The sequence below is a fragment of the Sporosarcina sp. Marseille-Q4943 genome (genome assembly GCF_943736995.1).
Lineage (GTDB): Bacteria > Bacillota > Bacilli > Bacillales_A > Planococcaceae > Sporosarcina.
Genome location: NZ_OX031157.1, coordinates 1140836 through 1166885, shown reverse-complemented (window position 1 = coordinate 1166885; position 26050 = coordinate 1140836). Strand labels below are relative to the sequence as shown.

General features: G+C 47.0%; 27 protein-coding genes and 2 riboswitches. Of the genes, 18 read left to right on the top strand and 9 right to left on the bottom strand.

Annotated features, from left to right (window positions below; all coding sequences use genetic code 11):
* The first annotated feature begins 25 nt into the window (after window positions 1-25).
* On the top strand, window positions 26-1042 hold the full coding sequence (locus NIT04_RS14770; protein ID WP_252504297.1) for an LLM class flavin-dependent oxidoreductase: 1017 nt from the start codon (window positions 26-28) through the stop codon (window positions 1040-1042).
* Window positions 1043-1084: 42 nt separating this feature from the next.
* Here NIT04_RS14770 and NIT04_RS14765 read toward each other — a convergent pair whose 3' ends face one another.
* Window positions 1085-2305 carry a dicarboxylate/amino acid:cation symporter gene (locus NIT04_RS14765; protein WP_252504296.1) on the bottom strand — a complete coding sequence of 407 codons (1221 nt, stop codon included), beginning with the start codon at window positions 2303-2305 and terminating at the stop codon, window positions 1085-1087.
* Between the two features lie 146 nt (window positions 2306-2451).
* Here NIT04_RS14765 and NIT04_RS14760 point away from each other — a divergent pair, with 146 nt between their 5' ends.
* Window positions 2452-2814, top strand: coding sequence for a hypothetical protein (locus NIT04_RS14760; protein WP_252504295.1), 363 nt, complete (start codon window positions 2452-2454; stop codon window positions 2812-2814).
* 40 nt (window positions 2815-2854) lie between these two features.
* On the opposite strand, the gene brnQ is transcribed toward NIT04_RS14760, so the two are convergent.
* Window positions 2855-4168 (bottom strand): branched-chain amino acid transport system II carrier protein, encoded by a 1314-nt coding sequence (gene brnQ / locus NIT04_RS14755; protein ID WP_252504294.1) that lies wholly within the window; start codon window positions 4166-4168, stop codon window positions 2855-2857.
* A gap of 390 nt (window positions 4169-4558) precedes the next feature.
* Between brnQ and NIT04_RS14750 the strand changes: the two genes are divergently transcribed.
* The gene (locus tag NIT04_RS14750) at window positions 4559-6328 is read left to right on the top strand and encodes a sulfate adenylyltransferase (protein ID WP_252504293.1); all 1770 of its coding nucleotides are present in this window, start codon (window positions 4559-4561) and stop codon (window positions 6326-6328) included.
* Between the two features lie 154 nt (window positions 6329-6482).
* Here the strand turns inward: NIT04_RS14750 and NIT04_RS14745 are convergent, their stop codons facing one another.
* Window positions 6483-7577 carry a DUF2325 domain-containing protein gene (locus NIT04_RS14745; RefSeq protein ID WP_252504292.1) on the bottom strand — a complete coding sequence of 365 codons (1095 nt, stop codon included), beginning with the start codon at window positions 7575-7577 and terminating at the stop codon, window positions 6483-6485.
* A gap of 204 nt (window positions 7578-7781) precedes the next feature.
* Between NIT04_RS14745 and NIT04_RS14740 the strand changes: the two genes are divergently transcribed.
* A complete protein-coding gene (locus NIT04_RS14740) occupies window positions 7782-9170 on the top strand; it encodes an MATE family efflux transporter (protein WP_252504291.1) in 1389 nt (462 codons plus the stop codon).
* A gap of 55 nt (window positions 9171-9225) precedes the next feature.
* On the opposite strand, the gene NIT04_RS14735 is transcribed toward NIT04_RS14740, so the two are convergent.
* Both NIT04_RS14735 and NIT04_RS14730 read right to left on the bottom strand, forming a co-directional pair.
* Window positions 9226-9501, bottom strand: coding sequence for a hypothetical protein (locus tag NIT04_RS14735; protein ID WP_252504290.1), 276 nt, complete (start codon window positions 9499-9501; stop codon window positions 9226-9228).
* Window positions 9502-9589: 88 nt separating this feature from the next.
* Entirely contained in the window at window positions 9590-10366 is a 777-nt protein-coding gene (locus NIT04_RS14730) for a DUF2268 domain-containing protein (RefSeq protein ID WP_252504289.1), read from the bottom strand.
* 142 nt (window positions 10367-10508) lie between these two features.
* Here NIT04_RS14730 and cysK point away from each other — a divergent pair, with 142 nt between their 5' ends.
* From cysK to NIT04_RS14710, 4 genes are all read left to right on the top strand, one after another.
* Entirely contained in the window at window positions 10509-11438 is a 930-nt protein-coding gene (gene cysK, locus NIT04_RS14725; RefSeq protein WP_252504288.1) for a cysteine synthase A, read from the top strand.
* 79 nt (window positions 11439-11517) lie between these two features.
* Window positions 11518-12360 (top strand): ABC transporter ATP-binding protein, encoded by an 843-nt coding sequence (locus NIT04_RS14720; RefSeq protein WP_252504287.1) that lies wholly within the window; start codon window positions 11518-11520, stop codon window positions 12358-12360.
* Window positions 12293-13045, top strand: a complete 753-nt coding sequence (locus NIT04_RS14715) for an ABC transporter permease (protein ID WP_252504286.1) — start codon at window positions 12293-12295, stop codon at window positions 13043-13045. Before NIT04_RS14720 ends, NIT04_RS14715 begins: the two co-directional genes overlap by 68 nt.
* 25 nt (window positions 13046-13070) lie before the next feature.
* On the top strand, window positions 13071-14054 hold the full coding sequence (locus NIT04_RS14710; RefSeq protein WP_252504285.1) for an aliphatic sulfonate ABC transporter substrate-binding protein: 984 nt from the start codon (window positions 13071-13073) through the stop codon (window positions 14052-14054).
* 84 nt (window positions 14055-14138) lie between these two features.
* Here NIT04_RS14710 and NIT04_RS14705 read toward each other — a convergent pair whose 3' ends face one another.
* Window positions 14139-15320, bottom strand: coding sequence for an MFS transporter (locus NIT04_RS14705; RefSeq protein WP_252504284.1), 1182 nt, complete (start codon window positions 15318-15320; stop codon window positions 14139-14141).
* Window positions 15321-15397: 77 nt separating this feature from the next.
* A riboswitch (purine riboswitch) is annotated at window positions 15398-15497 on the bottom strand.
* A gap of 113 nt (window positions 15498-15610) precedes the next feature.
* Between NIT04_RS14705 and NIT04_RS14700 the strand changes: the two genes are divergently transcribed.
* Window positions 15611-16126 (top strand): hypothetical protein, encoded by a 516-nt coding sequence (locus NIT04_RS14700; protein WP_252504283.1) that lies wholly within the window; start codon window positions 15611-15613, stop codon window positions 16124-16126.
* A 170-nt stretch (window positions 16127-16296) separates the two neighbouring features.
* Entirely contained in the window at window positions 16297-17853 is a 1557-nt protein-coding gene (locus tag NIT04_RS14695) for an ABC-F family ATP-binding cassette domain-containing protein (protein WP_252504282.1), read from the top strand.
* 46 nt (window positions 17854-17899) lie between these two features.
* Here the strand turns inward: NIT04_RS14695 and NIT04_RS14690 are convergent, their stop codons facing one another.
* The gene (locus tag NIT04_RS14690) at window positions 17900-18115 is read right to left on the bottom strand and encodes a small, acid-soluble spore protein tlp (protein WP_252504281.1); all 216 of its coding nucleotides are present in this window, start codon (window positions 18113-18115) and stop codon (window positions 17900-17902) included.
* A 170-nt stretch (window positions 18116-18285) separates the two neighbouring features.
* On the opposite strand from NIT04_RS14690, the gene NIT04_RS14685 reads away from it, so the two are divergent.
* The 3 genes from NIT04_RS14685 (at window position 18286) to NIT04_RS14675 (ending at window position 20895) form a co-directional block, all read left to right on the top strand.
* Window positions 18286-19041 (top strand): hypothetical protein, encoded by a 756-nt coding sequence (locus NIT04_RS14685; protein WP_252504280.1) that lies wholly within the window; start codon window positions 18286-18288, stop codon window positions 19039-19041.
* 85 nt (window positions 19042-19126) lie between these two features.
* Window positions 19127-19876: an RNA polymerase sigma-I factor gene (gene sigI / locus NIT04_RS14680; protein ID WP_252504279.1), complete on the top strand. Its 750-nt coding sequence runs from the start codon at window positions 19127-19129 to the stop codon at window positions 19874-19876.
* Window positions 19873-20895, top strand: a complete 1023-nt coding sequence (locus tag NIT04_RS14675; RefSeq protein ID WP_252504278.1) for an anti-sigma factor domain-containing protein — start codon at window positions 19873-19875, stop codon at window positions 20893-20895. The genes sigI and NIT04_RS14675 overlap by 4 nt, the downstream gene beginning before the upstream one ends.
* Before the next feature lie 369 nt (window positions 20896-21264).
* Here NIT04_RS14675 and NIT04_RS14670 read toward each other — a convergent pair whose 3' ends face one another.
* Entirely contained in the window at window positions 21265-22089 is an 825-nt protein-coding gene (locus tag NIT04_RS14670; RefSeq protein ID WP_252505121.1) for a squalene/phytoene synthase family protein, read from the bottom strand.
* A 531-nt stretch (window positions 22090-22620) separates the two neighbouring features.
* On the opposite strand from NIT04_RS14670, the gene NIT04_RS19090 reads away from it, so the two are divergent.
* The 3 genes from NIT04_RS19090 to NIT04_RS14660 all read left to right on the top strand — a co-directional run bounded on the left by NIT04_RS19090 (window position 22621) and on the right by NIT04_RS14660 (window position 23668).
* Entirely contained in the window at window positions 22621-22743 is a 123-nt protein-coding gene (locus NIT04_RS19090; protein ID WP_256470618.1) for a hypothetical protein, read from the top strand.
* A gap of 39 nt (window positions 22744-22782) precedes the next feature.
* Window positions 22783-22938 (top strand): hypothetical protein, encoded by a 156-nt coding sequence (locus tag NIT04_RS14665; RefSeq protein WP_252504277.1) that lies wholly within the window; start codon window positions 22783-22785, stop codon window positions 22936-22938.
* Between the two features lie 160 nt (window positions 22939-23098).
* The gene (locus NIT04_RS14660) at window positions 23099-23668 is read left to right on the top strand and encodes an NADPH-dependent FMN reductase (RefSeq protein WP_252504276.1); all 570 of its coding nucleotides are present in this window, start codon (window positions 23099-23101) and stop codon (window positions 23666-23668) included.
* Between the two features lie 262 nt (window positions 23669-23930).
* Here the strand turns inward: NIT04_RS14660 and NIT04_RS14655 are convergent, their stop codons facing one another.
* Window positions 23931-25070, bottom strand: a complete 1140-nt coding sequence (locus NIT04_RS14655; RefSeq protein WP_252504275.1) for a methionine biosynthesis PLP-dependent protein — start codon at window positions 25068-25070, stop codon at window positions 23931-23933.
* A gap of 68 nt (window positions 25071-25138) precedes the next feature.
* Window positions 25139-25245, bottom strand: a riboswitch (SAM riboswitch).
* A 137-nt stretch (window positions 25246-25382) separates the two neighbouring features.
* On the opposite strand from NIT04_RS14655, the gene NIT04_RS14650 reads away from it, so the two are divergent.
* Together NIT04_RS14650 and NIT04_RS14645 are read left to right on the top strand one after the other, a co-directional pair.
* Window positions 25383-25721 (top strand): multidrug efflux SMR transporter, encoded by a 339-nt coding sequence (locus NIT04_RS14650; protein WP_252504274.1) that lies wholly within the window; start codon window positions 25383-25385, stop codon window positions 25719-25721.
* Window position 25722: 1 nt separating this feature from the next.
* Window positions 25723-26037 carry a multidrug efflux SMR transporter gene (locus NIT04_RS14645; RefSeq protein WP_252504273.1) on the top strand — a complete coding sequence of 105 codons (315 nt, stop codon included), beginning with the start codon at window positions 25723-25725 and terminating at the stop codon, window positions 26035-26037.
* Window positions 26038-26050 lie beyond the last annotated feature (13 nt).

The following is a 26050-nucleotide window of genomic DNA, read 5'->3' as shown; positions in this document are numbered from 1 at the left end:
ATGAAAATTATGGGGAGTGAGGCAAATGATACATGATAGAGCGAAGAAGTTCAACGGCATCCCGCTGTCGATTCTTGATCTTGCGATGATCAACGAAGGGAGCGATGCTGGACAATCTTTCAAGAATAGCGTCGACCTTGCCCAGCATGCAGAAAAATGGGGATTTAACCGCTTTTGGCTTGCAGAACATCATAATATGCCTGGCGTTGCAAGTTCCGCGACGTCTGTCATTATCGGTCATGTCGCTGGAGCGACGGAGACGATACGTGTCGGGGCAGGTGGCATCATGCTTCCGAATCATGCACCGCTCGTCATCGCCGAGCAGTTCGGCACGCTTGATGCACTTTATCCGGGGCGAATCGATCTCGGTCTTGGCCGGGCTCCCGGCAGCGACCAGGCGACGGCTTATGCGTTAAGGCGGACGTTGAATAGTAGCGGCAATGATTTCCCTGATCAGCTGGACGAGTTGCGTGCGTATTTCGAGTACGATCCTGCCGCCCGCGTCCGCGCATTCCCTGGGGAAGGTCAAGAAATTCCGATCTGGCTTCTCGGGTCGAGCGATTTCAGTGCGCGGCTTGCTGCGGAACTAGGGCTTCCGTTTTCATTCGCGAGCCATTTTGCACCGACTTATATGATGCATGCGTTGAACCTATTTCACCGCAATTTCAAGCCTTCGAAGGACCTTGAAAAGCCGTATGCGATGCTAGGTATTAACATCATCGCTGCGGATACAGATGAAAAGGCGCAATGGCTAGCAACTTCTCACCAGCAGATGTTTTTGAATATCCGAAGAGGGATTACGAAGCAATTTACACCCCCGATCGATGATGTTGATGTTGTCTGGAATGATTTTGAAAAAGCGGCCGTCGCTGAACTATTGGAATGGCCATCGACGATTGTCGGCAGTCCTGACACCGTCAAGCGTAAATTGGAAGCGTTTATGGAGATGACGACAGCGGATGAATGTATTATTAGTTCGGGGATCTTCCACCATGAAGACCGCCTCCGCTCGTATGAAATTGTCGCAGAAATGATGGAATGAAGAAAAGCCAAGTATCGGGCAACGACCCGATGCTTGGCTCTTTTACATTCTCCTTCTCTTCTCATGCTGATCGATCAACCTCGTCCCGACAAGATCGCCTGTCACGTTCACGGCGGTTGCCCCCATCCCGATTAAAGCGTCGATGGCGGTGAGCAATGCTACCGCCTCCATCGGCAAGCCGAGTTGGACAAAGACCGTCGCAATCATGACGATGCCTGCACCGGGAACCCCTGCCGTTCCGATTGAAGCGAGCGTCCCAATCAGCACGACCATCAGCATATCGGGAATCGTGAGCGGGGTGCCGACGACATTGGCGGCAAATACGGCGGAAACGGAAATGCGGATTGCGGCGCCGTCCATATTGACCGTAGCGCCTAGCGGCAGGCTGAAGCCGTACAGGCTTTTCGAAACGCCCATCTTTTTCGCTGCATTCAATGTAAGGGGCAATGTGCCTGTGCTGCTTTGTGTGACAAATGCAGTAATCATCGGTGTCCGTGCATGTTTGAAGAAAGGTCCCGGTTTGATTCCGAAAAGAACTAGAAAAATGACATACAGCATGATATGTACGAGCAGCGCAATGTAAAAGACGCCGATCATGCCGCCTAACGAAAGGAGCGTGTCGATCCCTTGGCTTCCGACCGTATTTACGATGATTGCAAAAATGCCTATCGGCACGTATTGAAGGATCGCTTTCAAGATGATAAGGGATGCTTCATTCAAAGCTGAAACTGTCGTCAGCAACGAATCGCCGAGCTCGACATGCTTTTCGGAGGAACGCATGACGGAAATCGCAATTCCGAAAGCGAGCGCAGTGAAAATGATGCCGAGTAGATTCATTTCCGTAAAAGCAGTAACGATATTGGACGGCACGATATTGAGCAGCACTTGAACGATGCCAGGGTTGTCCGGAACGTCGAATGTTTCATTGCCAGTGAGATGCATACCCGTGCCGGGCCGCAAAATGCTGGCGACAACTAGACCGACTACAATTGCAAGCGCTGAAGTCACCGTGTAGTAAATGAAAACTTTGCTTCCCATGCGCCCTAAGTTGGCAATATTCGTCTGATTCACCCCGACGATGAGCGTAAACAAAATGAGGGGGATGATCAGGAACGTGAGCAGTCGGAGAAGCAGATCGCCGAGCGGGGCCAAGACGGCAGCCTGTTCCCCGAGCAGAAATCCAGCAATGACCCCGAGCACTAAGGCGATTGAAATTTTGATAATTAATGAAGTGCGTACATATGCTTTGAATATGCTTTTCATCATGACGCCCCCTAATCGGAATGCTAGCATCGAAGGAATTCTGAATTCTACGTTAATATAGTGTGGTCATTGTGTCAAAATACATGCTTCGGAAAAGGGAAGTGCCTCGGGGACGTCGAAAGAGTACCAAAAGGAGGGATTGGCGAATGGGTCAAGAACAACAAGAAGGCGCGGTGCGGAAGGTATTTAGGGAAGCTCCTGTAACGACGGTGTTCAAGAAATTCGGGAATAATCGGGATGTCTCGCTCGTATTCGGAGATCCGATCGAAGTCGGCTTGACGAAAGTGGTGCCTGTCGCGAAGTTGAGATACGGGTTCGGAGGCGGGGGTGATGGCGCTGGCGCTGATGGTGGCGGCGGAGGATTTTTAGTCCGTCCGGTTGGCGTCTATGAAATCACACCCGATCGTGTGAAATTCAAACCGACACGAGACGGAAGGCTAATAGCGGGCATGGTGTTGCTCCTCGGTCTTTCCTTTGCGTTAGGCAGGAAGGGAAGTAAAAAGCGATAATCAAAAAAGGACTCTCGTCGAAGAGTCCTTTTCCATTTTATTACGTGGTGCTTTTCCGCATCGACCCAATGAAAAATCCGACCAATCCGAACACAATTGCCGGAACGATCCAGCCGATCCCTTCTTCGTAGAGAGGCAAATAGCCGAGCACATCGGCAACTGGATCGATGGGTAGACCGAATGCCTTCAGCATATCGAAAAATCCTACAATTCCAGCCGCAGCGAGTGCAAATAAATACACTTCCTGGTAGCCGTTGAACCGATCATGAAAGAAGCTGACCGTAATTAAGACAATCGCCAGCGGATAGATTCCGAAAAGGACAGGCAATGTAAACGAAATCAATTGCGTAAGCCCGATATTAGCGACAAACATGCTGAATACACAGACGACAATTACGACCAATCGATACGAGAACTTAGGAAATACGGTCGAGAAAAAGGAAGCGCATGATGACACAAGCCCGACGGAAGTCGTCAGACAAGCAAGAAATACAGCCACGCCAAGCAAAAGTTGTCCAGTCGTCCCCATCAGTGAATAAGCGAGCTGTGTTAAAATGACACCGCCATTTTCCGCATTCGGAGCGACGAGTCGGCTTGTTGTACCAAGATAGGCCAGTCCGACGTAAACGAGACAAAGCCCGATAGCGGCAATACCGCCAGATTTCATCGTAATGGCGGCAATCGCCTTCCGGTCTGAAATGCCCCTCGCCTTAACTGCGTTAATGACGATGATACCGAACACGAGAGCTGCAATGGCATCCATCGTCAAGTACCCTTGGATGAAGCCGTCAATGAAAGGATGGTCGATGTACGGTTCCTGAGGCGGGCCGCTCTTGCCGGCAGGCTTGATGATGCCGATTGCGACAATCAAAGCGACGATGGCAAGAAGGATCGGGGTGAGCACATTCCCGAAACGGTCGACCAATTGATTCGGCTTTAATGAGAGCCAAGCTGTGATTGCAAAAAAGAGGATTGAAAACAGGATGAGTCCAATACTTTCCAATGGTCCGGAAATGAACGGAGAAAGCCCCATCTCAAATGAAACCGTTGCCGTTCGCGGAACTGCAAACAAAGGTCCTAGCGCCAAATAGACAATTATCGTGAAAACGAGTCCAAACAAAGGATGAGCTTTGCCCGCAAGATCCCTCAACTGGCTGCCGCTCATGGCGACCGCCATAACACCGAGAAAAGGAAGACCGACGCCTGTAATAAGAAACCCACCGATTGTTATCCAAACATTTTCCCCCGCAAGCTGTCCGACTAACGGTGGAAAAATCATATTGCCAGCGCCGAAAAACAGCGCAAACATTAATAATCCTAACTTTAATGTATCTTTCTTCGTAAAATCATTCATCAACTATTCCCTCCGACTACCAATTACTAACGATCGCATGCCTTCCTGCTCCAATGACGTATAAATTCGTGGAATAATGATAAACCGCTACCAAAACGCATAAATCGCTTTAATTAAGCATAAACCACTCTAATTAAGCATAAACCTCTGCAGAAACGTATATATTCCCAAAAAAGTCCATAACTGAAATAATTCACGCATAACCGTTCAAGAAAAACCACCAACTGATTTTAACATAAACATCTCAATAATCTTTCCCTAGACCTTCAAGTATTAAAAAAAGAAAAATTATTAATTTCTGATAATGCTCTTTTGGTAAGTTTGAAAGTATGTTAACATTCAGAAGAGAATAGGATTTCACTAGAATGAATGGAATGAGGAGGAGAAGGGATGTTGAACGTAACTGAAAATCGGTTTGCCAATTACCCTCAACAGCCACATGGGGGAAAACTGGTGGATAAAGTATTGACGGGGGTTGAGAGGGATGAGGAGCTGGAAAGGGCTAGGCTGCTACCTTCCATCATGGTCGACTTGGAAGCGGTCATTACGCTTGAAATGATTGCGACAGGGGTCTTGTCTCCGAATGAAGGATTCATGAATGAAGTCGATTATAAATCCGTTTTGACTGAAGGCAGGTTGGCGAACGGTACGGTATGGCCGGTTCCGCTCAGCTTTGCGCCAATCGGCAATCGCAACAAAGAAATCATCGGAACACTTTCCGTGGGGGATGAAGTGGCGCTTTCCGATGAACAGAACGAGCCTGTGGCGATTTTGAAAATCGAGGATATTTTTGATTATGATAAGGAATACCGGGCTTCCCATCTATTTGGCACGACCGACCGGAACCATCCCGGCGTGGACGCGATTTACAGACGTATGGGTGATGTCGCGCTAGGCGGACCGATCCGATTGCTGCGCCGAGTCGATTGGGGACCGTTTGAAAAGCTGCGTTTGGAGCCGAAAGATACGTGGCATGAATTTTATGAAGTGAAGAAGTTCCGCTCTGCAGCAGGCTTTATTACTGGGGCGAATCCTTTGCACCGAGGCCATGAATATATCCATAAAAATGCGTTGGAAGAAATCGACGGGTTGCTTCTTCAGCCGTTGGTCGAGATGGCAAAACGTGAATATACGCGCCATGAATTCCGGATGCTATCGTATCGGAGCGTGCTGGACACGTATTATCCAAAAGGCCGTTCCATCCTCGCCCCGCTCAGGGTGACTTATATTTTTGCCGGTCCTCGGGAAACGGTACTCCATGCACTTATTATGAAAAACTACGGATGCACACATGCACTCATCGGCCGGGACCACGCAGGAATTGGCGATTATTACGATAAGTATGCGAGCCATAGCATTTTTGACCAGTTCAAACCGGAAGAGCTCGGAATTGACATTCGGCTTTTCCATGAGGTGTTCTACTGCACGCGCTGTGACAGCCCTGCGACAGAGCAGTCTTGCCCGCATGACAACCAATACCGGGTCAATATTTCCGGCACGGGAATCCGGGAAATGCTCCGCCACGGAATTATGCCGCCGAAGGAAATCGTCCGCCCGGAATCGGCAAGAATTGCAATCCAAGGCGTTCAACCGAAAGGACTCGATGAATTTGGAAGCGCTATCTCGCCTGTAGGGAAAATCATTAAGAGCATGTTCCCGTTCTATTTGGAGCGGACGAGACTCGGGGGACGGAAGCGGGCTACGCCATTGAGTGTAGAGGATTTGACAAATGACGACCTCGAAATGGTTAATTTGGACGTCCGTGCGAATGCCGACCGGATTTACCGGGAGGTGTTCGAGGAGTATTCGAGTGTGGGGGATACGAACCGTGGCATGCAGCCGGAATGGATAATGGATGCGAGGGAATCGTTGCAAACGCAGCAACAGATGGTCATCCAGGACTTGGAGGAGAAAGTGAAGCAGGCACCGGCGACCGCTTCGGATGAATTCATGTATCAGGATAAAGAAGAAGCGCTGCGGGAATTGGAAGTGGCGAAGAAGATTCTTGGCGATATTCCGAAAGTGCTCCGCGCGGCCGATTTCGACTATCGTACATGGAATGTCTTGCCGTATAAGCGCTATCGCGGCAGCGACGAGCCGAATGAGGAGAAGCAAGCTGTTGTCTTGAGCGGTTCGGAGGAGCAGGAAGTCCCGGAATAAGCTTAACTTTTTGAGAGTGCGCTAAAACATATGCAAAATCGTGCTAAACCATTATGATAAGCTCTCCGCTTTACGGCGGAGAGCTTTTTTTATGATCACCCATCAATTAAAAAAAAGCGCTGGAAACCAGCCGTTCCGGTTCCCAGCACTCTCTTTAGAAAAATGAATGAAAAGGTATATACGATTCCTTGATTCCATGAATCATCGCCCTTTTGATCGACGATTGACTCGTAGGTGCTGCGCGGAATGGGATTTTGTACTTCTTGGCACATTCCTTCGCTAATCCGCTGCTTCGATGGGATGAGTGCTCGCTTGCTGAAATAATTAAATCTGTATTTTTCACAGCTGCTTTGATACGGGTCTTGCTTTCATCTCCACTAAAAATATCTAATGAAAAGTTGCCGCTTTCCGCCAGCGGCATGAAATCCGCACTTCGGAAATCAGCTCCGATAATGACAATCTTTTTGTTTTTTAATAGGTTTAACTCAATATCAGTCCATAGGCTTTCCTTTTTCACTGAACTATCTTTGTAATAACTGGACGGCTTCGGGTCTGGTCTTGCGAGTTCACCCGTCCGTTCCGGATAACACCAGACGACACGGAAGGAGAGGGGGTCCGATTCATGATAAGCGATTGCTACGACGCTGCCGTCCCGTAAACTATAAGTATCAATATCTCTTTGGCTAATTAAAAATTGATAAGGGGACTCGCCATCCAATTTAATTCTCGTTAGTTTCCCATCTTTGATCATTTGATTTGCCACTAATAATCCATCTGAAGTCTTTGTAATGACACAATAATCGATTTCAATCCGATTGCTCTCATGTTTGGTTACACTGCTTTTTCTTTTAATGAACACGAGATCTTTCAGATGATCCCCGATCGCTTCAATAAAATCCCCATGTTCAAAACCGTGCATCCGGACAATCTTTTCAGGGACGTATATATCCCCATGCTTTCCTTTCAATATTCCACCCTTCAATTTTCTTTCCATTGGAGTTCCCAGATTGGTAGAATCGCTACTACTCGTTACAATCAATCTCTGAGATGTTTCACTTCTTAAATTGAGGGCTTCATCAGGTTCCTGTTCTAGTTCTGCCGGAACGTTGAATGATGGAATGGAACCCCATAACGCTTGAGACAGTTCGATGAAATCAAATAACTTATTGACCCGTTCTCTTGTTTCTACAACATTCTCTTCGGTCATTTGATTGATGCAACTTATTAGTTCATCTGAAATCTGTTTCACTTTTTCAACTCCTCAACTTAATAATAACTCAATTTTCCCAAGATGCCGATAAAAAAGATTCGACACAATTCGTACGAAGAAATGGAAATCAGTGCCATAAAGAAATGAAAAATTTTCAAGCAAACCCGTTGTCGATTCACCGATTTCTATGGTAAGCTATTTCCTGTTTTGAATATCTTAAATAGAAATGAAGGCGATATATAGATGGCAGCAGTTGCAGCCAACGGCCCGGGGAAGAAACTGAATTTGTTTCATCTGACGTGGCCGATTTTTCTTGAGTTATTTTTGTTCATGTTGATGGGGTTGGCGGATACGTTCATGTTGAGTGCACTGTCTGACGATGCGGTGTCAGGCGTCGGGGCGGCCAATCAATACGTCATGATTGCCATACTCGTTCTTGAGGTCGTCGGAAACGGGGCGGCTATCGTTGTTTCGCAATATTTAGGTTCGAGGCGATATATTGAAGCGTCAAAGATTTCGGCGCTCGCCGTCTCTTTGAATCTGTTAGTCGGACTTGGCATTAGCGGCGTGTTCATCCTATTCACGAGCCGCATGATGGAAGCGATGAATTTGCAAGGGGACGTCCTCGCGCATGCGGAAGCATATTTGATCATCGTCGGGGGCGGGATTTTCCTCCAAGCGATCATTAATTCACTCGCCGCGGTCATCCGTGTGCATGGGTTCACGAAGCAGACGATGTTCGTTTCGCTAGGGATGAACATCATCCACGTCGTCGGAAACTATGCGCTCATCTTCGGAAAGTTCGGCATGCCGGCGTTAGGCGTGCAAGGGGCGGCGATTTCATCAGTCGGCAGCCGGCTGATCGCGATGTTCGTCTTTATATGGCTGCTGTACAAGGTGCTTGAATACCGCATCGAATTTCGGTATTACATTACGTGGTCGAAGGACTACATTAAAAAGATCCTCAACATCGGGCTTCCTTCAGCGTTCGAGCAGATCCTTTACCAGGCGTGCCAAATCGTCTTCCTGTACTATGTCACTTTCTTAGGGACGGAAGCGCTCGCCGCGAGACAATACGCGACGAACATTTCTATGTTCAGCTATTTATTCGCGCTCGCAATCGGTCTCGGGACATCGATCATCGTCGGCCGGCTCGTCGGAAGCGGTGAAAAGGATGAAGTGTACCGGCAAGTTTGGGCATCATTGAAACGTGCGCTTGTCTTCACGGTCGTGTTGGTGGCGCTCGTCATGACGTTCCGTTACCCGCTCATGCGCCTCTTCACAGAAAACGAGCAGATCATCGAGCTCGGTGCATCCGTCTTGCTATTATCATGTTTGCTCGAAACAGGCCGGACGTTCAACATGGTCATCATCAACTCGCTCCGTGCATCGGGCGACGCGAGATTCCCCGTTCTCATGGGGGCCATCTCGATGGTCATGATGAGTCTCCCGCTCGGCTATTTCCTTGTATTTGTCCTTGACCTCGGGCTAGTCGGCGTCTGGCTCGCCGTCATCATGGACGAATGGGTGCGCGCGATCGTCATGTCGCTTCGCTGGAAAAGCAGGGCGTGGGAACGATATGCACTTGTGGAGCCTGTCCCAGAAATGGATGCAGAACCGGAAGTTGTTTGAATGAAAAAGAAGGCCTCTCATTGTTGAAATGAGGGCCTTCTTTTCAATTTAACGATCACCAGAAGAAGAACGGAAGTAACGCAAAAGTTGCGATCGAGCCGAGTGCAATGCCAAGACCGAAAGCTAATCCGCGTCCCCTAAAGCCATATCCGTATCTAAAACCGTATCCGAAGCCGCCCAAGTTTCTTTGGCGACCGAATGGTTCTAAAAAGACTTTATTGCCTCTGACACATTGAATGATCCCCCTGTGGGTTCGTCCATCTCGAGTCCCGATGACGACGGCTCTTCCGATATGCCTATTGCACAAGTCATGGTAATGTTGAACTGACATCGTGTTGTCACCCCATTTCGATTGAACATAGTACATCATATGTGCGGAATTTAGGGTCGAGGAGGACAAACACACTATTCAAATTCAATTATGTCAGTTGTGCAATCTCTGTCGATGGGAGCGTAAGTATGTCCCCTGGCTGCAAGTTTGTTCGTTTCAAAAAGTTTCGGACGACATAATAGCCGACGCAGTATCCGGCCATATGCGGGGTATCGCCGAAGCCGTATAGCACTTCCTCGTGAATTTCGCTCTCTTTTACGTAATTCCTTTTGGGATAGATGATTTCTTTCCATAACTTGTTCAGCTGTGTGTCGGAATAAAGTGAGGTCCATAATGAAGTGGACGCCTTGCCGAATCTCTCCTCGACAGCCATTTCCGCCAACCCTTCAAGGATGATCGTATCTAACAGCGTGTACTGCTGTTCCCGTTTCGGATACTTGTTCAGACGGCAGACATGGTTGTATTCATGCGTCAATAACGCCTTAATTTCAGTTTCCGTATTGTAGGGCGAAATGAATAAAAATAGCTTATCGGCATATGATAATCCCGATTTTCCATTGAAGTCGAGCATCAAGTCTGTATTCGCGATATCCGACGGGAAGATAAAGATCGGGACAGAAGGGCCGTTCCATTCACTTTGCAAAAGCTCCAATTCATTTGCTGCAATTTCCCATACGTCTTTGGCGAATAGCTTTTTACCGAGCTCCCTTCCTTGCTTTGCACTCCTATACATGCCGAACATCGATAAGTGATGATGGATTTCTGCAGCGGAAGCAGTGGGGAAGTGTTTAATCAAATACTTGCATACTTTGAAAGGGTCTCCTTGAGATTCCGCTATCCATCTGTCTGTCCGGACAACAGCCATGTTGCGACACCCCTTTTTGATTTATCATATTCGACTGTTGAAGGGAAGGTCCGTTTCATCAAAACCTACTAAATTACTATGCATTATAGGGATTAATCTGCTATAATCATGTAAACTAAGAAACGCGAAGGAGCTGAACGGTTTGCGTGTAGTGAATAATATAGCCGAATTGATCGGTGAAACGCCTTTAGTGAGGTTGAATCGGCTTCCCGATCCGCAGGGCGCTGATGTGTATGTGAAGCTTGAATATTTCAATCCGAGCAGAAGCGTTAAGGACCGGGCGGCATACAATATGATAATCGAAGCAGAAAAAGCAGGTTTATTACGACCAGGGGATACGATCATTGAACCGACATCCGGAAACACAGGAATCGGGATTGCGATGAATGCCGCTGCGAGAGGGTATAAGACAATTATCGTCATGCCGGACTCCTCCACGCTTGAGCGGATCAATATATTAAAAGCATACGGTGCAACGGTCGTGTTAACACCGAGTGAGTTGAAAATGCCGGGTGCCATTCAAAAAGCAGAGGAGATTGCAGCGGGAATTCCGAATAGCTTCATTCCGATGCAATTTGAAAATGAGGCGAATCCGGAAATTCACCGTCATACGACTGGACCTGAAATTATCCGGGCGATGGAATCGTTGGACCGCAAACTGACGGCATTCGTCTGTACGGCGGGTACAGGTGGCACCGTTACGGGAACCGGTGAATTTTTGAAGGAATACGATAGCACGATTACGGTACATGTAGCGGAACCGGCGGGATCTCCCGTCCTATCCGGCGGAAAACCCGGGAAGCATAAGCTTGTCGGAACGAGTCCCGGTTTCATTCCATCAATCTTGAACACATCCATATACAATGAGATTTTCAAGATCGAAGACGAGGACGCTTACCAAACAGTCCGTGATTTGGCGGCGCGTGAAGGCTTGCTGCTTGGTCCGAGCGGAGGGGCTTCCGTCTATGCCGCAATGCAAGTGGCGAAACGATTGACACCGGATGACTCGGTCGTCTGCATTGCACCTGATAATGGCGAACGCTATTTATCGAGTGATTTATTCGATTTCTAAAGGAGAGGAATATATGTCCTCTCCCTTTTCATAACATTAATTCCGACTAAACGAATAAGGAAAGTCGAGGTGCTGAGATATGTATGTAACAATCGATGGAATCGAGAAGAGTTTTCTCAATGAAAGAAAAGAGCAGGTCCAAGTGCTCGATCACATTGATATTGAAATGGAGAAAGGGAGCTTCGTCTCGATCGTCGGACCTTCGGGGTGCGGCAAATCGACGCTCCTCTATATGATTGCAGGGTTGGTGAAGGCGGATAAAGGCAGCATCCGCATTGCCGGGAATGAAGTGAAGAAGCCTGGTCCCGACCGGGTCGTCGTTTTCCAGGAGGCCGGACTTTTCCCATGGTTGACCGTTTTGGAAAATGTGAAGTACGGTTTGCTGCTGAAGAAGATGCCGAAACAGGAAGCCGAAGCGAAAGCAATTGACATGTTGAAGATGGTCCACCTGAGCAACTATATCCATTCATATCCGCACCAACTTTCGGGCGGAATGAAGCAACGGGTTTCGATTGCAAGAGCGTTAGTGATGGAACCGGATATTTTATTGATGGATGAACCATTCTCCGCGCTCGATGAACAGACGAGAATGGTGCTCCATAAAGAATTGATCGACATATGGAAGAAGACGAAAGTGACGATCTTCTTCGTGACACACAATATACGGGAAGCCGTTTTGCTATCGGAGAGAGTGATCGTGTTCGGCACACGTCCCGGAAAGGTGAAGGAGATCATTCCTGTTCCGACATCGAAGGACGGCGTGTTGCCCGATAGTGTGACATTGCATACGGAACAGCGGATTTTAGCCATTTTGGAAGAGGAAATCGAAAAGGTGTTGAAGGAGGAAATGGGTGATGACTACAGCTTTAAGACGAATCATCTTCATCGCAATGATAGCGGTGATATGGGAAGTCACATCTAGACTTTCGGTATTGCCCGATTTCATGTTTCCCCGTTTGACACAAGTGTTGGAGACGCTTTTCAACGGACTCGTGAACGGCCAGATTGTAGCCGCGATCGGCAAAAGCATGAGCCGCCTGCTAATCGGATTTGCCATTGCAATCGTCTTGGGCGTCATCATGGGCTACCTCATTTGGCGCTATAAGCTAGTCGAGGATACACTCGGCTTTCTCGTCACCGCGTTGCAATCCATCCCGAGCATCGTCTGGTTCCCGCTCGCCATCATCTGGTTCGGGTTGAATGATTTCTCGATTCTGTTCATCGTCACGATCGGCGCCACTTGGACGATGACCGTCAGTGCGACGAGCGGCTTCCGAAATGTGCCGACGCTATACCAACGGGTCGCCAAAACATTCGGCTCATCGGGGGTCCATTTCATTCGCACCGTCATCTTGCCGGCGTCCGTTCCGCAACTGTTATCAGGACTCCGCATCGCTTGGGCATTTTCATGGAGGGCGTTAATGGCAGGGGAATTGCTTGGCTCGGGCGGAGGGTTAGGGCAACTGCTTGAGACAGGGCGGTCGCTCGGTCAGATGGATCTCGTCATCTCGGTCATGATCATCATCGCGGTGATCGGAACGATTATGGATAATGTCGTGTTTTTACGTTTGGAGCGTTCTGTTCAGAAAAAATGGGGTCTCGCATGATCCGCATACAAAGGAGAAATGGATAATGAAGAAGTCATTGATGATGACGTTGTTAACAGTTTTAGTAGTGGGGATCCTATCTGCTTGCGGCTCTTCTTCATCAGGCGGCAAGTCGGTGAAAATCGGGTACTTCCCGAATTTGACGCATATCGCCACGATTGTCGCTTTGGAGAATGGCTATTTTGAAGAGGAATTTGGGGAAGATGTAAAAATCGAAACGAAGACCGTGAGCAACGGTGGTCTGTTCATGGAAGCTATGACGACGAAATCGATCGACGTCGGTACAGTCGGACCCGGCCCATTGCTCAACTTCTACGTGAAAAACCCGACGTTCCGTTTGATATCCGGCGCGGTGAATGGAGGAGCAGTGCTAGTCGCGAGTGAAGGCGGCGGGGTTTCAAAGCTTGCCGATCTCGATGGCAAAAAAGTCGCCATCCCGGTCATCGGAAGCACACAAGACGTCATGCTCCGTAAAGCGTTGAAAGAAGTGAATCTCGAAACGACATCAAATGGCGGCACGGTCGAATTATTCGCAGCGGCCCCGGCAGATACCGCTACACTATTCGTCCAAAATTCCGTTGATGCTGCGGCGACGCAAGAACCGTGGGGAAATATACTTGAAACGCAGGCAAACGGCAAGCTCATCCTCGACTGGGATGAATTTGCATGGGGGAAGGAATCGACAAACACAGTCGTTGCAGCAAGCGATGAGTTCTTGAAGAACAAAGAGTTTGCGAAGGCGTATTTGGAAGCACATAAACGAGCAGTCGAGTTCATCCAACAAAACCCGGAAGAAGCTCAAAAATTGGTCATCAAACATATTCAAGAATTGACTGGCAAGGAAATAAACGAAGAAGAAACAGCAGCCGCATTTGCAAAGCTTGAAGTCACGACAGAGGTGAACGAGCAAGTCATCCAAGAGATGGCGGATATTAGCAAGGAAGCGGGATATGTAACGAGCAGTGATATTGATGGGATGATCGATCTATCCTATTTGTTGGGAAAATGATTTAGGTAGTAACGGAACCTGTTTACCGGGTTCCGTTTTTTTACAATAAGAAGAGGACCCCTATCTAGAAGAGGTCCCCTGAACTTACGAATCCGCCTTTGCTTCCCGCATGCGCCTAGCCTTGCTCGTAGCAAGTGATAAAGAAATGGCTGCGCATAGGAACGAGATGACGACTACTCCGCTACCGACAGTCGGCATACTTGTGACCGAATCGGTATGGCCCAATACGATTCCGCCAATAGCCGAGCCCACTGCAATCCCGACCTGTATAGCGGAATTATTGAAGCTCTGATTGATATCAGACGAAACAGGGTCTGCCTGGATGACATAATCCTGCAGCGGCGGTGCAAGTGCCCAGCTTAATGCGCCCCAAATCATCATGATGACAAGGAAGAACGGAAAAGAAAATGTCGAGTACGGCAATGCGAATAGACTTAAAGCGAAAGCGCCAATAATAATGAGGATGCTTTTCTTTGATCCGATCCAGTTTGCAAGGTTGCCCCCGAATGCCCCGCCGGCCACGGCCGAAATCCCGAATAAGAAATAGCTCACACTGATCCAATATTGGTTCAGATGCAAATTCTCTTCCAAAAATGGTGTGAGGTAGGCATAAACCGTATAATGGCCAGCCAACATGAACATCATCGCCAAGTGGGCAAGGACGATTTTTTTATTCGCAAGCGCTTTGATTTGCGCGGAAAGCGGTAGAACATCTCCCGTTTCCATTTTCTCAAGGAATATAGAGACAAGAATGAAAGCACCGATCGAAAGAACAGCAATCCCTAAAAAGACGCTGCGCCAGCCGAACGCATTCGTAACGAGAATGCCGAGCGGCACACCTAATACGAGGGAAGAGCTAAGCCCCATGAAAATATAACCGAGCGCTTTCGCACGGTAAGGAGCGTCGACAATTCGCGCGGTAATCGTTAAGGAAAGGACGATGAGCAGCGCCGCACTCAGCGAAGTGATAATGCGGGCAATCATGAGAGATGTAAAGTTTGGACTGAGATAAGTCACGATATTGCCGACAAAAAAGACTGCCATCGATAGTAAATAAAGCTTTTTCCTTTCAACTTTTGCGGTCAAAGATAATAAAACCGGACCGGCGATGGCAAATACGAGCGCGTAAACCGTTATGAGCTGCCCAGCCGTCCCGATTGAAACGTTCAAATCATCTGCGATGATCGGCAAAATGCCACCGACGATCAATTCGACGAGACCGACTATAATCGTTGATATGGCAATGATGAAAACTCTAAAGTCCATAAGAACTCCTCCTGTTGGTCTATTTATAGTGTGAACCTTCTAAGCAAAATAATTTTCGGAAAATAAAAAACCCCGACTACAAAGTTTGTTTCCTTTGTAGTCAGGAGTTCATGGTTCCTGGTAGAGACCCTCAAACCGTATTATTGAGGTTATACATATATAATAATCGTATGAAATTTTTCCATTCATCAATCTAACATGGCTCGGCAAATATATCAAGAACAATTTCCTTTTCCTTATCCAGTATGGTTACATTGAAAGTACCGATTATTTATTTTGGAGGAACCGATATGTACGATCCGACAGTTTTTGAAAATCTGAAAGTGGCATTTGAAAACCGAGTGTATGATTTCGATACGATCGAGCGTGAAATAAGAATTATGAACCGAGCGGATCAAATGGATTTTGCCATTCTTGCGAGGAGATTTGCTGTTCAATTTACCCTTTTTCATCTAGAGGATGTGTCAGCAGAAATCATTTTGAAGGCATCCTTACAAGATTTAGCGGATGAAATAATGGAAACGCCCGGGGGAAATCCCGGCTGTACATTGACAGTGCGCTTTCAAAAGCGCATTCAGCATGAAAAGGAGCAGTGCCCGCTCATCGAAGAGTCGTTACGTGACATTTGGGAAAATGAAGTGCTCGTCGTTCAGACGTTGAGTTTCATGTACGGAGGGGATGAACCCGGTTACTTGAACAATATTGAAGTGAAATTCAGGACGAAAATCAATGAGGAAAATATGCGGGAGATACCGGATTTCCTTCATAGCGTTCTCGACGCGTTGCGTGTGCTGCACGCCATTTGACGATGAAAAAACTTTGGAAACTCTCTATCTTCATTCGGGAAATCGCTATATAATGAAGGACATATGCGCGGTTGAATTGATTTATGCGCAATTGCGAGCGTTTATGCATTAATTTTGCGTTTTATGCGCGAAAGGATTTTATTCTGACAGAAGGAAAAGGTGTACAATATATGAGTTTATTGACAGTATCAAATTTGAGTCATGGGTTCGGCGATCGGGCGATTTTCGATGATGTGTCGTTCCGTTTATTGCAAGGGGAGCATATCGGGTTGATCGGTGCGAATGGGGAAGGGAAATCCACATTCATGAATATCATTACCCGGAAGCTTGAGCCTGATGCAGGGACAGTCGCTTGGGCGAAGCGTGTGCGGGTCGGTTATTTGGACCAGCATGTCGTGCTACAGCAAGGGATGAGTATACGTGATGTGCTCAGGACGGCGTTTCAGTATCTTTACGACATGGAAGCGGAGATGAATGCTCTATTTGCGAAGATGGGCGAAGTCGATGCGGATGAGCTAGAAAAGCTGCTTGAAGAAACGGGTCAAATGCAAGATGATTTAACGAACAATGACTTCTATATCATCGATTCGAAAGTCGATGAAGTGGCGAATGGACTCGGTTTGGATGAATTCGGTCTGGATCGCGATGTCAATGACTTGAGCGGTGGGCAACGAACGAAAGTGTTGCTTGGCAAGCTGCTGCTTGAGAAGCCGGATATCTTGCTCCTTGACGAACCGACGAACTATTTGGACGTGGAGCATATCGAATGGCTGCGCAATTACTTGCAGAACTATGAAAATGCGTTCATCCTCATTTCACATGACATTCCGTTCCTAAACAGCGTCATTAACTTAATCTACCATATGGAAAACCAGCAGATTACGCGTTATCCAGGCGATTATGATGAGTTTTTGCGTGTCCATGAGATGAAAAAGCAACAAGTTGAAGCGGCGTTTAAAAAGCAACAGAAAGAAATCGCCAATTTGAAAGACTTCGTTGCGCGCAATAAAGCGAATGCCGCGACGAGTCGGATGGCGATGTCCCGTCAGAAGAAGCTTGATAAGATGGACATCATTGAACTTGATGCAGAGAAGCCGAAGCCGCAATTCGATTTCAAGCTAGCTAGAACGCCTGGGCGTTATTTATTCGAAACGAAAGGCCTTGTCATCGGATATGATGAGCCGCTGTCTAAAGAGCTCGATTTAACGATGGAGCGCGGGCAAAAGATTGCGCTTTCCGGAGCAAATGGAATTGGGAAGACAACTTTACTAAAAAGCATCCTCGGTGAAATTCCGTCTCTTGCGGGGTCCGTAGAACTTGGCGATCATCTTGAAATCGGGTACTTCGAACAGGAGATGAAGACGGAATCCAACCGTACTTGCTTAGAGGAAGTGTGGGATGAGTTCCCGCATTTCACGCAGTATGAAGTACGTGCTGCTTTAGCGCGATGCGGGTTGACGACGAAGCATATCGAGAGCAAGGTGAAAGTGCTGAGCGGAGGCGAACGGGCAAAAGTCCGCCTTTGCAAGCTCATCAACCGGGAAACGAACTTGCTCGTCCTAGACGAACCGACGAACCACCTTGATGTCGATGCGAAGGCAGAATTGAAGCGTGCGTTGAAGGAATACAAGGGAAGCGTTCTACTTATCTCGCATGAGCCTGATTTCTATGAGGGCGTCGTGACGGATGTTTGGAATGGTGAAAATTGGACGACTAAGATGTTCTGATTAAGAAGAAGCACCCGAACGATTCAATATCGTCCGGGTGCCTTTTTTAGCTGTAGCCGTTGATCCGCGATTTGTTTTCTTGGTGGATTTCCTCTTGTAAACCTTCAATAGCTTCTTTACGGCGTTCATTCTTTTCCTTAATTGAAGCAAGCTCACTGCCCTCTGCTGTTTTTGCCGCTTCGTTCGCCGCTTCCATATTGATGATCGTTTTCTTTAACCGGTCGACATTATCAGCAGAGTCATTCGGTAATGGTCTAGGCATGTTCATTCCTCCTTCTTCATTCAATGAAATAGTCTTTCCAAGTGATGAATTTTCATGTGCAAAATGGTAATCTCACAATTTTTTTATGCCGACCCCCATAAAACGACAAACATCTTCGAATAACTGGTATGTCCGACAAAAGGGCAAAAAATTGACGAGGTGATTTATTCATGAAAAACAAATGGAAGAAAACCGGAGCAGCATTACTTATCGCAGGATTGACAGTAAGTGGGACAGGCTATGCGCTAGCAGATGGTGGAATCGTTCGCGACCTTACCACTCCTAGCAAAGAAGAATCATTACAAAATCTAGAAGTGGTTGTCGACCCGGTTAAGGTTGTAGAAACTGATACGGAGACAGATGCAAACAAAGACGCTGACACAGACGTTGACACAGAAACAGATAACATCACTGATCCTACAACGGATACAGAAGATGGAAAGACGGAAACTGATAAAGAAGATGGAGCAGAAGATTCCGGTAAAGAAGAAGCGACTGAAAACGAACTCCCTGAAATTCCAGAAGGCTATACAGCAGGAAACCTTGCTGCACTCGCAAAAGCATATGAGCAAGCTGGAAGCCCAACTGCAAAAGCGGCCATCAAACGTAATATGGAGCGCTCCATTGCAAAATGGGAAAGCAAGCAGCCTGTAGCGGAAACTCCAGAAGAGGAAGTTAAGGAAGAAGCACCGATCACTGAAGATACGGCAAAAGTTGAAGCGCCTGTGAAAGAGGAAGCACCTGTAAAAGAAGAGAAGCCGGCTAAAGTGAAAGAGAAAAATCCACAAGCTGAATTGAATGCAAAACACAAACAACAAAAAGAAGAATTGAAAGCTGCCCAAAAAGCGGAGCGCGAAGCATTGAAGGCAGAGCGTAAAGCTGCAAAGGAAGAGCAAAAACAAGAGAAAAAAGAGAAGAAAAACTAATTTACCATAGTTTAACGCTTTCCATTTTCCGTTGCCCCACTTACAATCATAAGCAATCGGAATTGATGGGAACGGAGGGTTATTGATGCTTTTGTCCATCATACAAGGGATTTTCAACAAGAAGTCTGATACACAATTGAATGAGCTTGTATGGAAGGCGAAGAGTGGCGATGAGGAGGTCATGAACGAACTTCTCATCGCATTTACTCCGTTCATGAAAAAAACGGCTTCTTTCGTATGCAATCGATTTATTGACGATAGCGATGAGGAATTCAGTATTGCGATGGTCGGATTTCACGAAGCGGTTTTGAAATACAAACCGGAAGAAAACGCGTCGCTGCAGACATTTGCCCACTTGATCATGAAGCGGCGGCTGATCGATCATATACGAAAAGAAGCGGTGCGGACGGCGAACGTCCTTTTAACCATAGACGATGACGGAGATGCAAAGCCCCGTGAATACGCCTTCGACGAATCATCCATCTTCTCGTATTCGGAAGAACGACGGGCTGAGGAACGACGGGAAGAGATGGCGGAATACGCCACGTTGCTGCAGGAATACGGCTTGTCATTCCGTGAACTTGCTGAAGTTTCACCGAAACATGCCGATTCCCGAAAGACCGCCTTTCAAATCGCACAAATCATAGCGGAGACTCCCGAGTTTTATGAACACCTCTTGGAGAATAAAAGACTGCCAATGAAGCAGTTGGAACATATTGTTGAAGTTTCGAGGAAGACGATCGAGCGGCATCGGAAATATATTATTGCAGTTACGTTGCTATTGAACAACGACTTTACATACATAAAGGAATACGTAAAAGGGGAACTCATATGATGCGGACATATAGAGGCATTGTTTGTGAAAAGAAAAATAAATATATGGTGTTCCTAACGGAAAAAGGCGAATTTTTGCGTGGAGTCCCGATCGGGGATCCGCCCGCAATTGGGGAGGAAGCCGACTTCACACTCGTTGCTTCGTCTTTTATTGCGGGAAGAAAAGCGAAATCGCGGTTCGTCGGAGCCGTTTTCGTCGCTGCAGCCCTTCTGTTTATCATTTTGTCGTCATTGAATCCTTTGAATGAAAAAGTGATGGCGTATGTCCAACTGGATGCTGGGACGGCGATGGAATTTGGAGTGAACCGGGATGGAAATGTCATCTCCTTGCGTTATTTGAATGAAAAGCAGAGCGAGCTGGAGCGACTGGATGGATGGAAAGGCCATCCTATCCTCAACGTGCTGGACATGGCTGTATTGCAATTATCTGTTCACGACAAGAAAATCATCATTACGACAATCTATCCGACCCGTGGAAGCGAACTGGAGACACGACAGATGATTGGTGACGCAGTGAGGGAAGTTCGTGGAAAACATAACGAATTGACCTTGCAAATTACAGAAAGTACGCCGGAAGAAAGAAAAGTTGCAAACAAGAAAAAAATGTCGATTCACAAATTCAAATCAATAGAGATTGAAGGCCAACCTGTCGACAGTACAGGGCAGATTGAAAACAAGCCTGGACCGGAGCAAAAACCGAAAAAGGAAATCGTTCCTCCTAGTCCACCTCAACAAAAGAGGATGGAGAAGGAGAATGAGAAGGAACGTCCAAAGGGATCTACGCAACATCAAGGTCCGCCGACGGAAAAACTTGAAAAGAATCCGAGCAAAGGGCAAAGTGAGAATGTGCCGCCTCATGCAGATCAGCATGGTACGCCTCCTCACGCGGATGAGCAAGGACCACCGCCTCATTCGTTATCGACGGATAAACAAGTTAAGGACGATCAAGGGCCACCTGCCAAACAACAAAAAGAAAATTCATCAAATGAGCATAAACAGAATCCGCAAAATAAAAAATGAGGCCGCTGCAGATCGTCAGTAATAAACTGATGATCTGCAACAGCCTTTTATTGTTGAAAACTAGACGCGCCCAAAGCGAGCCATTCCGCGCCCAAAGCAAGTCGAGAGCGCTCATAATTCCCAGCGAGTAATCATAAAAATCTACAAGTGATATCAGAAATCCCAGTAAGTGATTCTCCGCCTTTGTTATCGTCTAGACTTCGGGTAGGGGAGGCTGCCTTAATTTCTGCAAAAACCGCAGAAATACGGCAAATCGAACCCTTTGCAGTTCGATTTGCTCGGGTCATAAGTCAGCTCCACTGTGTGTGCTCGCAAAAGCCGTTCTTCGTAACGGCTTTCGCAGTTAAGCGCCACCCTCCGCTTTTGTTATTATACTTCCTTCAAAATCGCTTGCACGGTCGATTCTACTTCTGCACGGTTCATCTTCTCCTGGCCGACTTGCAACGCGTTGATTGTCCGCTTTGCAAGGGCAAGGGGGATTTTGCAGAACAGCAGGATGTTTTTATTTGAAATCGACTCGATATACTCATCGGCTTTTCTCAAATTCGTCTCTGCGTAGTCGAACAGGTCGTTCCTGTCCCAACCATCGGGCAAGAAACGGACGCCGCGCTCGGCATCTTCATCTTGATTGCGCAGCATGTTCACCGCCTGCAATCCGCGACCATACCCGATCGCCAAGTCCCGATCTGTCTTTGTACCGTCATATTGTTCCCAAATATCGGAAAGCATCACACCAACGAGACCTGCTACATAATATGTATAGTCGTCTAAATCCTCTTTCGTTTGTATCAAGAAGTTTTTGCCGACCCATTTTGCCATCCCGTCCGCCATTATGCTCGTCGACTCTTTCACTTTGGCGACAATCCCTTCCGGACATACGGCGAGCCAATCGCCGAGGCGCAATGTCACTTCAGGCAAAAGGTTTTCATATGGCTTCAGGAGAGCACGATAAGCGGCAACGTCAAAAAAGTCGTTTTCCAGCAGCTTGCTCGTCGACTTCAGTAGATGCTGCTTGCTTTCCGGGTGCAGTTCTTCATGATCCTCTATCTCATCAATCGCACGCATGCATAAATAAGCGGAGCCCACTGTTTTCCGCAGAGTGGGATTCAGCATTTTAATCGGTATATAAAAGGTTCTGCTCGTCAGCTTCAATACGTGCATCGCTTCTTTTTGCAATTTCGCTTCGTTCATAATGGGGGTCCTCCTTCATTTCTTGAAGCAGTTCTTATGAATATCATACACTATTCCATGAAGCACTTGCCATCCCTACAGTCATGAAATAAATAAAAAAGAGAATCTTTCTCAAATTCCCTATTGACAATAAATTAATGGAAATGGTATCCTTAATAAGTAAGTTATTCTAAATATCAAAAGGAGGTACGGAACATGAAAAACGCAATTGCTATCCAACTAAACTTCATATCGAGTCCGTGCCTGACAAATCTCTCTTTCTAATTGTAGACCGAGGAATGGCATGGTATGCCGTTCTTTTATATGAGCACACGCTTATGCAAAAGGCGTGTGCTTTTTTTTGTGTCTAAATTCGAGGGAAAATTCGGTGTTTTCACGCATTGCGTGTGACATATAAAAAATGAAAAGGAGTGTTTCCGATGATGAATGAAGGGCAACAACGGAAAGTATTGAAGGTGGAGTCCCTGGATAGTGGGTAGCAAAGCAGCCCGCAGTTGAATTGATTCAAATAAATAATAAAGGAGGAAAAGCAAGATGATTATTCAAAACGGAAGATATAAACGAAATGAACGAAAAAATACGAAAAAATTGATGGAGTGGGAATCTCCAAAATGGATTGATGGTAACGGCGGCACAACAGGTGAACGCCGATTGTAATCTCGTTTTAGGTTCCTCTCCAAGAGGAGAATAACAATTATGCATTTCATTGATAGAGAAGTCATTCAACGACAAGTGGAAGATATGCGACAGGAAGTCGAACAGTACCGACTCGAGCAGAGAGCTCTCAAGCGGAAGCGGAAAGAGCGGAAAACCGTTCCTTTCTGGATGATTTTCTTCAGCTTCCTCAATTAATAAAGGAACGTTCCCCGTGTCAAAATGGGGAGCGTTCTTTTCGTTTGAGCATATTTTTTAAAAATATATCTTGAATGTGAGATAATTAGCGAGTCATAGGGAATGCATACCTTCCAGTAGCGAGGTCATGCTAATCAAAAATAAAAAGGAGTCCATCATCATGACTATTTCAGTAAAAGCGATTATCGGCAGTACAAGCTCCACTTCAAACAACTTGAAAGTTGTTGAGTATTTAAGGAAGAAATATGCGGGGAAACTCGATATTACACCTGTTTTCATTAATGATGTCGATATGTTTTCCGTTGATATAGAAAGCAACCAGCCAGAAAACGTGAAGGATTTCTTGGATAATGTGAGAGACTCGGATGCGGTCCTTTTTGCAGTTCCGGAATACAACTTCTCCATTCCTGGAGCAATGAAAAATGCTGTCGACTGGCTTTCAAGAAGCAATTTTGCAATTAAAGACAAGCCTGCATTCATGATCGGCGCTTCAATGGGGGTATTGGGGAGTGTCCGCGCGCAAATCCACTTGCGTGAGATCTTGACGAACCCGATGCTCTCTCCGGCACTATTGCCGAATAATGAAGTATACATCGGTTCCATCCATGAAAAGATGGATGAAACGGGTCAATTGACAGACCAAGCGACGATCGACTTCTTAGATAACGTCGTTAACAACTTCATCGCGTTTTATTCGCAAAGAAAAGCTTTGGCTGAAATCAACGCCTAACTAAAAAGGGCCGTCCCACATACCGGGAACGGCCTCAGCCTGTTGACAAACGCTCGCATCCGTTGTTGCTCGTGTCGCTCGTCCGCTCATGAACTTTAGTTCTATTCGCGTCTTCGCTCCACTTCGCGCCTAGGCTGACAAGCGTTTTCATTCAGGCTGAGGATATGCCTATTTATCGTGCTTTTCCCTCAAATTGAGTGTAGACAAAGTCAAAGAACGACTTTGTCTACACTTTGTGGCCGTCTCGTTCACCGGGACGGCCCTATTTATATTGGCTGACAGCCGTCGTCTCCGCGGCAATGGCGAGGGCTTGCTTAAGATCGTCGATCAAGTCCTCAGCTTCCTCCAATCCGACAGAGAAGCGCAATAGACGCCTATCGACACCGCGCTCTTCCCGCACCTCCTCGGGAATTTCCGAATGGGTTTGCGTCGTCGGATATGTGATTAAGCTTTCGACTCCTCCAAGGCTTTCGGCAAATGTGATGAGCCGTAAGTTTTGCAAAAGCGGATCGACCCATTCGCTTTTCCGCACCCTGAATGAAATCATGCCGCCTTTTCCTGCGTAGAGGACGTTATCAACGAGCGGTTCGCTTTCCAAATAGGAAACGAGCTCCTTTGCGTTGGCGTCATGCTGTTTCATTCTGACATGTAATGTCTTCAATCCGCGGATGACGAGCCAAGAATCGAACGGGGAAAGCGTTGCACCGATTGCATTATGGTTCTCGCCTAAACGGTTGCACAATTGTTCTCCTTTTGCGACGACAAGCCCTGCAAGCACATCATTATGGCCGCCGATATATTTCGTCGCGCTATGGATGACGATGTCTGCCCCGAGCTCAATCGGGCGTTGGTAATACGGAGTCAAAAACGTATTATCGACGATGACGAGTAAGTCGTACTTTTTTGCGAGCTCTACATATTGTTCAATGTCGATTTCCAGCATGAGCGGGTTTGTCGGTGTCTCGATGAAAATAGCTTTCGTTTTTCCGGTAATGAGCTTTTCTACTTCCTCGACGTCTTCAAAAGACGTATACGACGTCCGGATGTTATACAAATTGGCGTATTGGTCAAACAAGCGGAACGTCCCGCCGTACAGGTCATCGGGAGCGATCAGTTCATCTCCTGATCTGAACAGGGACATGACGAGCTGGATAGCCGCCATGCCCGAACTACACGCGTAACCGCGGTCGCCGTTTTCTAAATTGGCGATGCCTTCCTCAAGGATCGTCCGAGTCGGGTTTTTCGTCCGTATATAGTCAAAACCCGTGGAAAGTCCTAATCCATCATGCTTGTACGCTGTCGAAAAATGGAGGGGAGGGTTCACCGCCCCCGTTCTCGGATCGCTCTGATTTCCTAGTTGCACCAATTTCGTGTTAATGCTTTGCTTTGTCAAGTTGCCCATCTCCTTTGTCTATTAAAAAAGAGGCCTCTCAAATAAGAAGAGGGCCTCCAACATCGTTGAAATCAATCTTCTTATCTTCGAGACGTTCCACGCCTTTTGGAATTAGCACCATACCAATATCGGGCTGGTTGCTGAGACTTCATCGGGCCAATCCCTCCGTCTCTCTTGATAAGAATCAAAATATGTAATTATTAGAAAAATGATTTATCTAAAGTTATCATGTTCCTTGTTAGATTGCAAGTCTCTCCGGAGGAAAAATTTCCGGGGACTTTTGCTATAATGTAAGCATGTTGAAAGACGAGGAGGATTCCATTGGCCTGGCTTTATGTTTTATTGGCAGCGTTCGTTGAGATTTTCTGGGTGATTGGCCTTCGTTATTCCAATACCGCACTCGAATGGACGGGGACCGTCGTTGCCATTATCATTAGTTTCTATGCAATTATTAAAGCTTGCGAGACGCTTCCGTCCGGGACGGTATATGCAGTGTTCACCGGCTCGGGTGCGGCGGCGATTGTCCTTATAGACTTCCTGTTCTTCCATGCGGAGTTTTCCATCACAAAGGTAATCTTCATCGCGATTATCATCATCGGGGTCATTGGGATTAAAATGACGACGGTCGAATCCGATGAAGCAGCGGAAGGGGGCGATTGAGATGGCTTGGCTCTATTTAGTCATCGCCAGTTTCGGGGAGATTTTCGGCGTCATGGCCATTAATCTTTATTTGCAGAAAAGGTCGTGGCCCCGTCTGTTGCTCATTGTTGTGACGTTTTCAATCGGCTTTTGGTTTTTGTCACTTGCGATGCGCGACATACCGATGGGGACGGCGTATGCGATATGGACCGGACTCGGTGCAGCAGGTGCAGTGCTGATGGGCATTTTGTTTTTCAAGGAAGCGGCAGGATGGAAACGGATGTTTTTCCTCTGTTTGATTATCGGAGGGGCGGTCGGATTGAAGTTATTTGGATGAAGGAGGGAGCGCT

Coding starts and splice junctions, on each gene's coding strand:
- NIT04_RS14770 (WP_252504297.1), top strand. CDS start 26: ATGATACATGATAGAGCGAAGAAGTTCAACGGCATCCCGCTGTCGATT.
- NIT04_RS14765 (WP_252504296.1), bottom strand. CDS start 2,305: ATGAAAAGCATATTCAAAGCATATGTACGCACTTCATTAATTATCAAA.
- NIT04_RS14760 (WP_252504295.1), top strand. CDS start 2,452: ATGGGTCAAGAACAACAAGAAGGCGCGGTGCGGAAGGTATTTAGGGAA.
- brnQ (WP_252504294.1), bottom strand. CDS start 4,168: ATGAATGATTTTACGAAGAAAGATACATTAAAGTTAGGATTATTAATG.
- NIT04_RS14750 (WP_252504293.1), top strand. CDS start 4,559: ATGTTGAACGTAACTGAAAATCGGTTTGCCAATTACCCTCAACAGCCA.
- NIT04_RS14740 (WP_252504291.1), top strand. CDS start 7,782: ATGGCAGCAGTTGCAGCCAACGGCCCGGGGAAGAAACTGAATTTGTTT.
- NIT04_RS14735 (WP_252504290.1), bottom strand. CDS start 9,501: ATGTCAGTTCAACATTACCATGACTTGTGCAATAGGCATATCGGAAGA.
- NIT04_RS14730 (WP_252504289.1), bottom strand. CDS start 10,366: ATGGCTGTTGTCCGGACAGACAGATGGATAGCGGAATCTCAAGGAGAC.
- NIT04_RS14720 (WP_252504287.1), top strand. CDS start 11,518: ATGTATGTAACAATCGATGGAATCGAGAAGAGTTTTCTCAATGAAAGA.
- NIT04_RS14715 (WP_252504286.1), top strand. CDS start 12,293: ATGACTACAGCTTTAAGACGAATCATCTTCATCGCAATGATAGCGGTG.
- NIT04_RS14710 (WP_252504285.1), top strand. CDS start 13,071: ATGAAGAAGTCATTGATGATGACGTTGTTAACAGTTTTAGTAGTGGGG.
- NIT04_RS14705 (WP_252504284.1), bottom strand. CDS start 15,320: ATGGACTTTAGAGTTTTCATCATTGCCATATCAACGATTATAGTCGGT.
- NIT04_RS14700 (WP_252504283.1), top strand. CDS start 15,611: ATGTACGATCCGACAGTTTTTGAAAATCTGAAAGTGGCATTTGAAAAC.
- NIT04_RS14695 (WP_252504282.1), top strand. CDS start 16,297: ATGAGTTTATTGACAGTATCAAATTTGAGTCATGGGTTCGGCGATCGG.
- NIT04_RS14690 (WP_252504281.1), bottom strand. CDS start 18,115: ATGCCTAGACCATTACCGAATGACTCTGCTGATAATGTCGACCGGTTA.
- NIT04_RS14685 (WP_252504280.1), top strand. CDS start 18,286: ATGAAAAACAAATGGAAGAAAACCGGAGCAGCATTACTTATCGCAGGA.
- sigI (WP_252504279.1), top strand. CDS start 19,127: ATGCTTTTGTCCATCATACAAGGGATTTTCAACAAGAAGTCTGATACA.
- NIT04_RS14675 (WP_252504278.1), top strand. CDS start 19,873: ATGATGCGGACATATAGAGGCATTGTTTGTGAAAAGAAAAATAAATAT.
- NIT04_RS19090 (WP_256470618.1), top strand. CDS start 22,621: ATGATTATTCAAAACGGAAGATATAAACGAAATGAACGAAAAAATACG.
- NIT04_RS14665 (WP_252504277.1), top strand. CDS start 22,783: ATGCATTTCATTGATAGAGAAGTCATTCAACGACAAGTGGAAGATATG.
- NIT04_RS14660 (WP_252504276.1), top strand. CDS start 23,099: ATGACTATTTCAGTAAAAGCGATTATCGGCAGTACAAGCTCCACTTCA.
- NIT04_RS14655 (WP_252504275.1), bottom strand. CDS start 25,070: ATGGGCAACTTGACAAAGCAAAGCATTAACACGAAATTGGTGCAACTA.
- NIT04_RS14645 (WP_252504273.1), top strand. CDS start 25,723: ATGGCTTGGCTCTATTTAGTCATCGCCAGTTTCGGGGAGATTTTCGGC.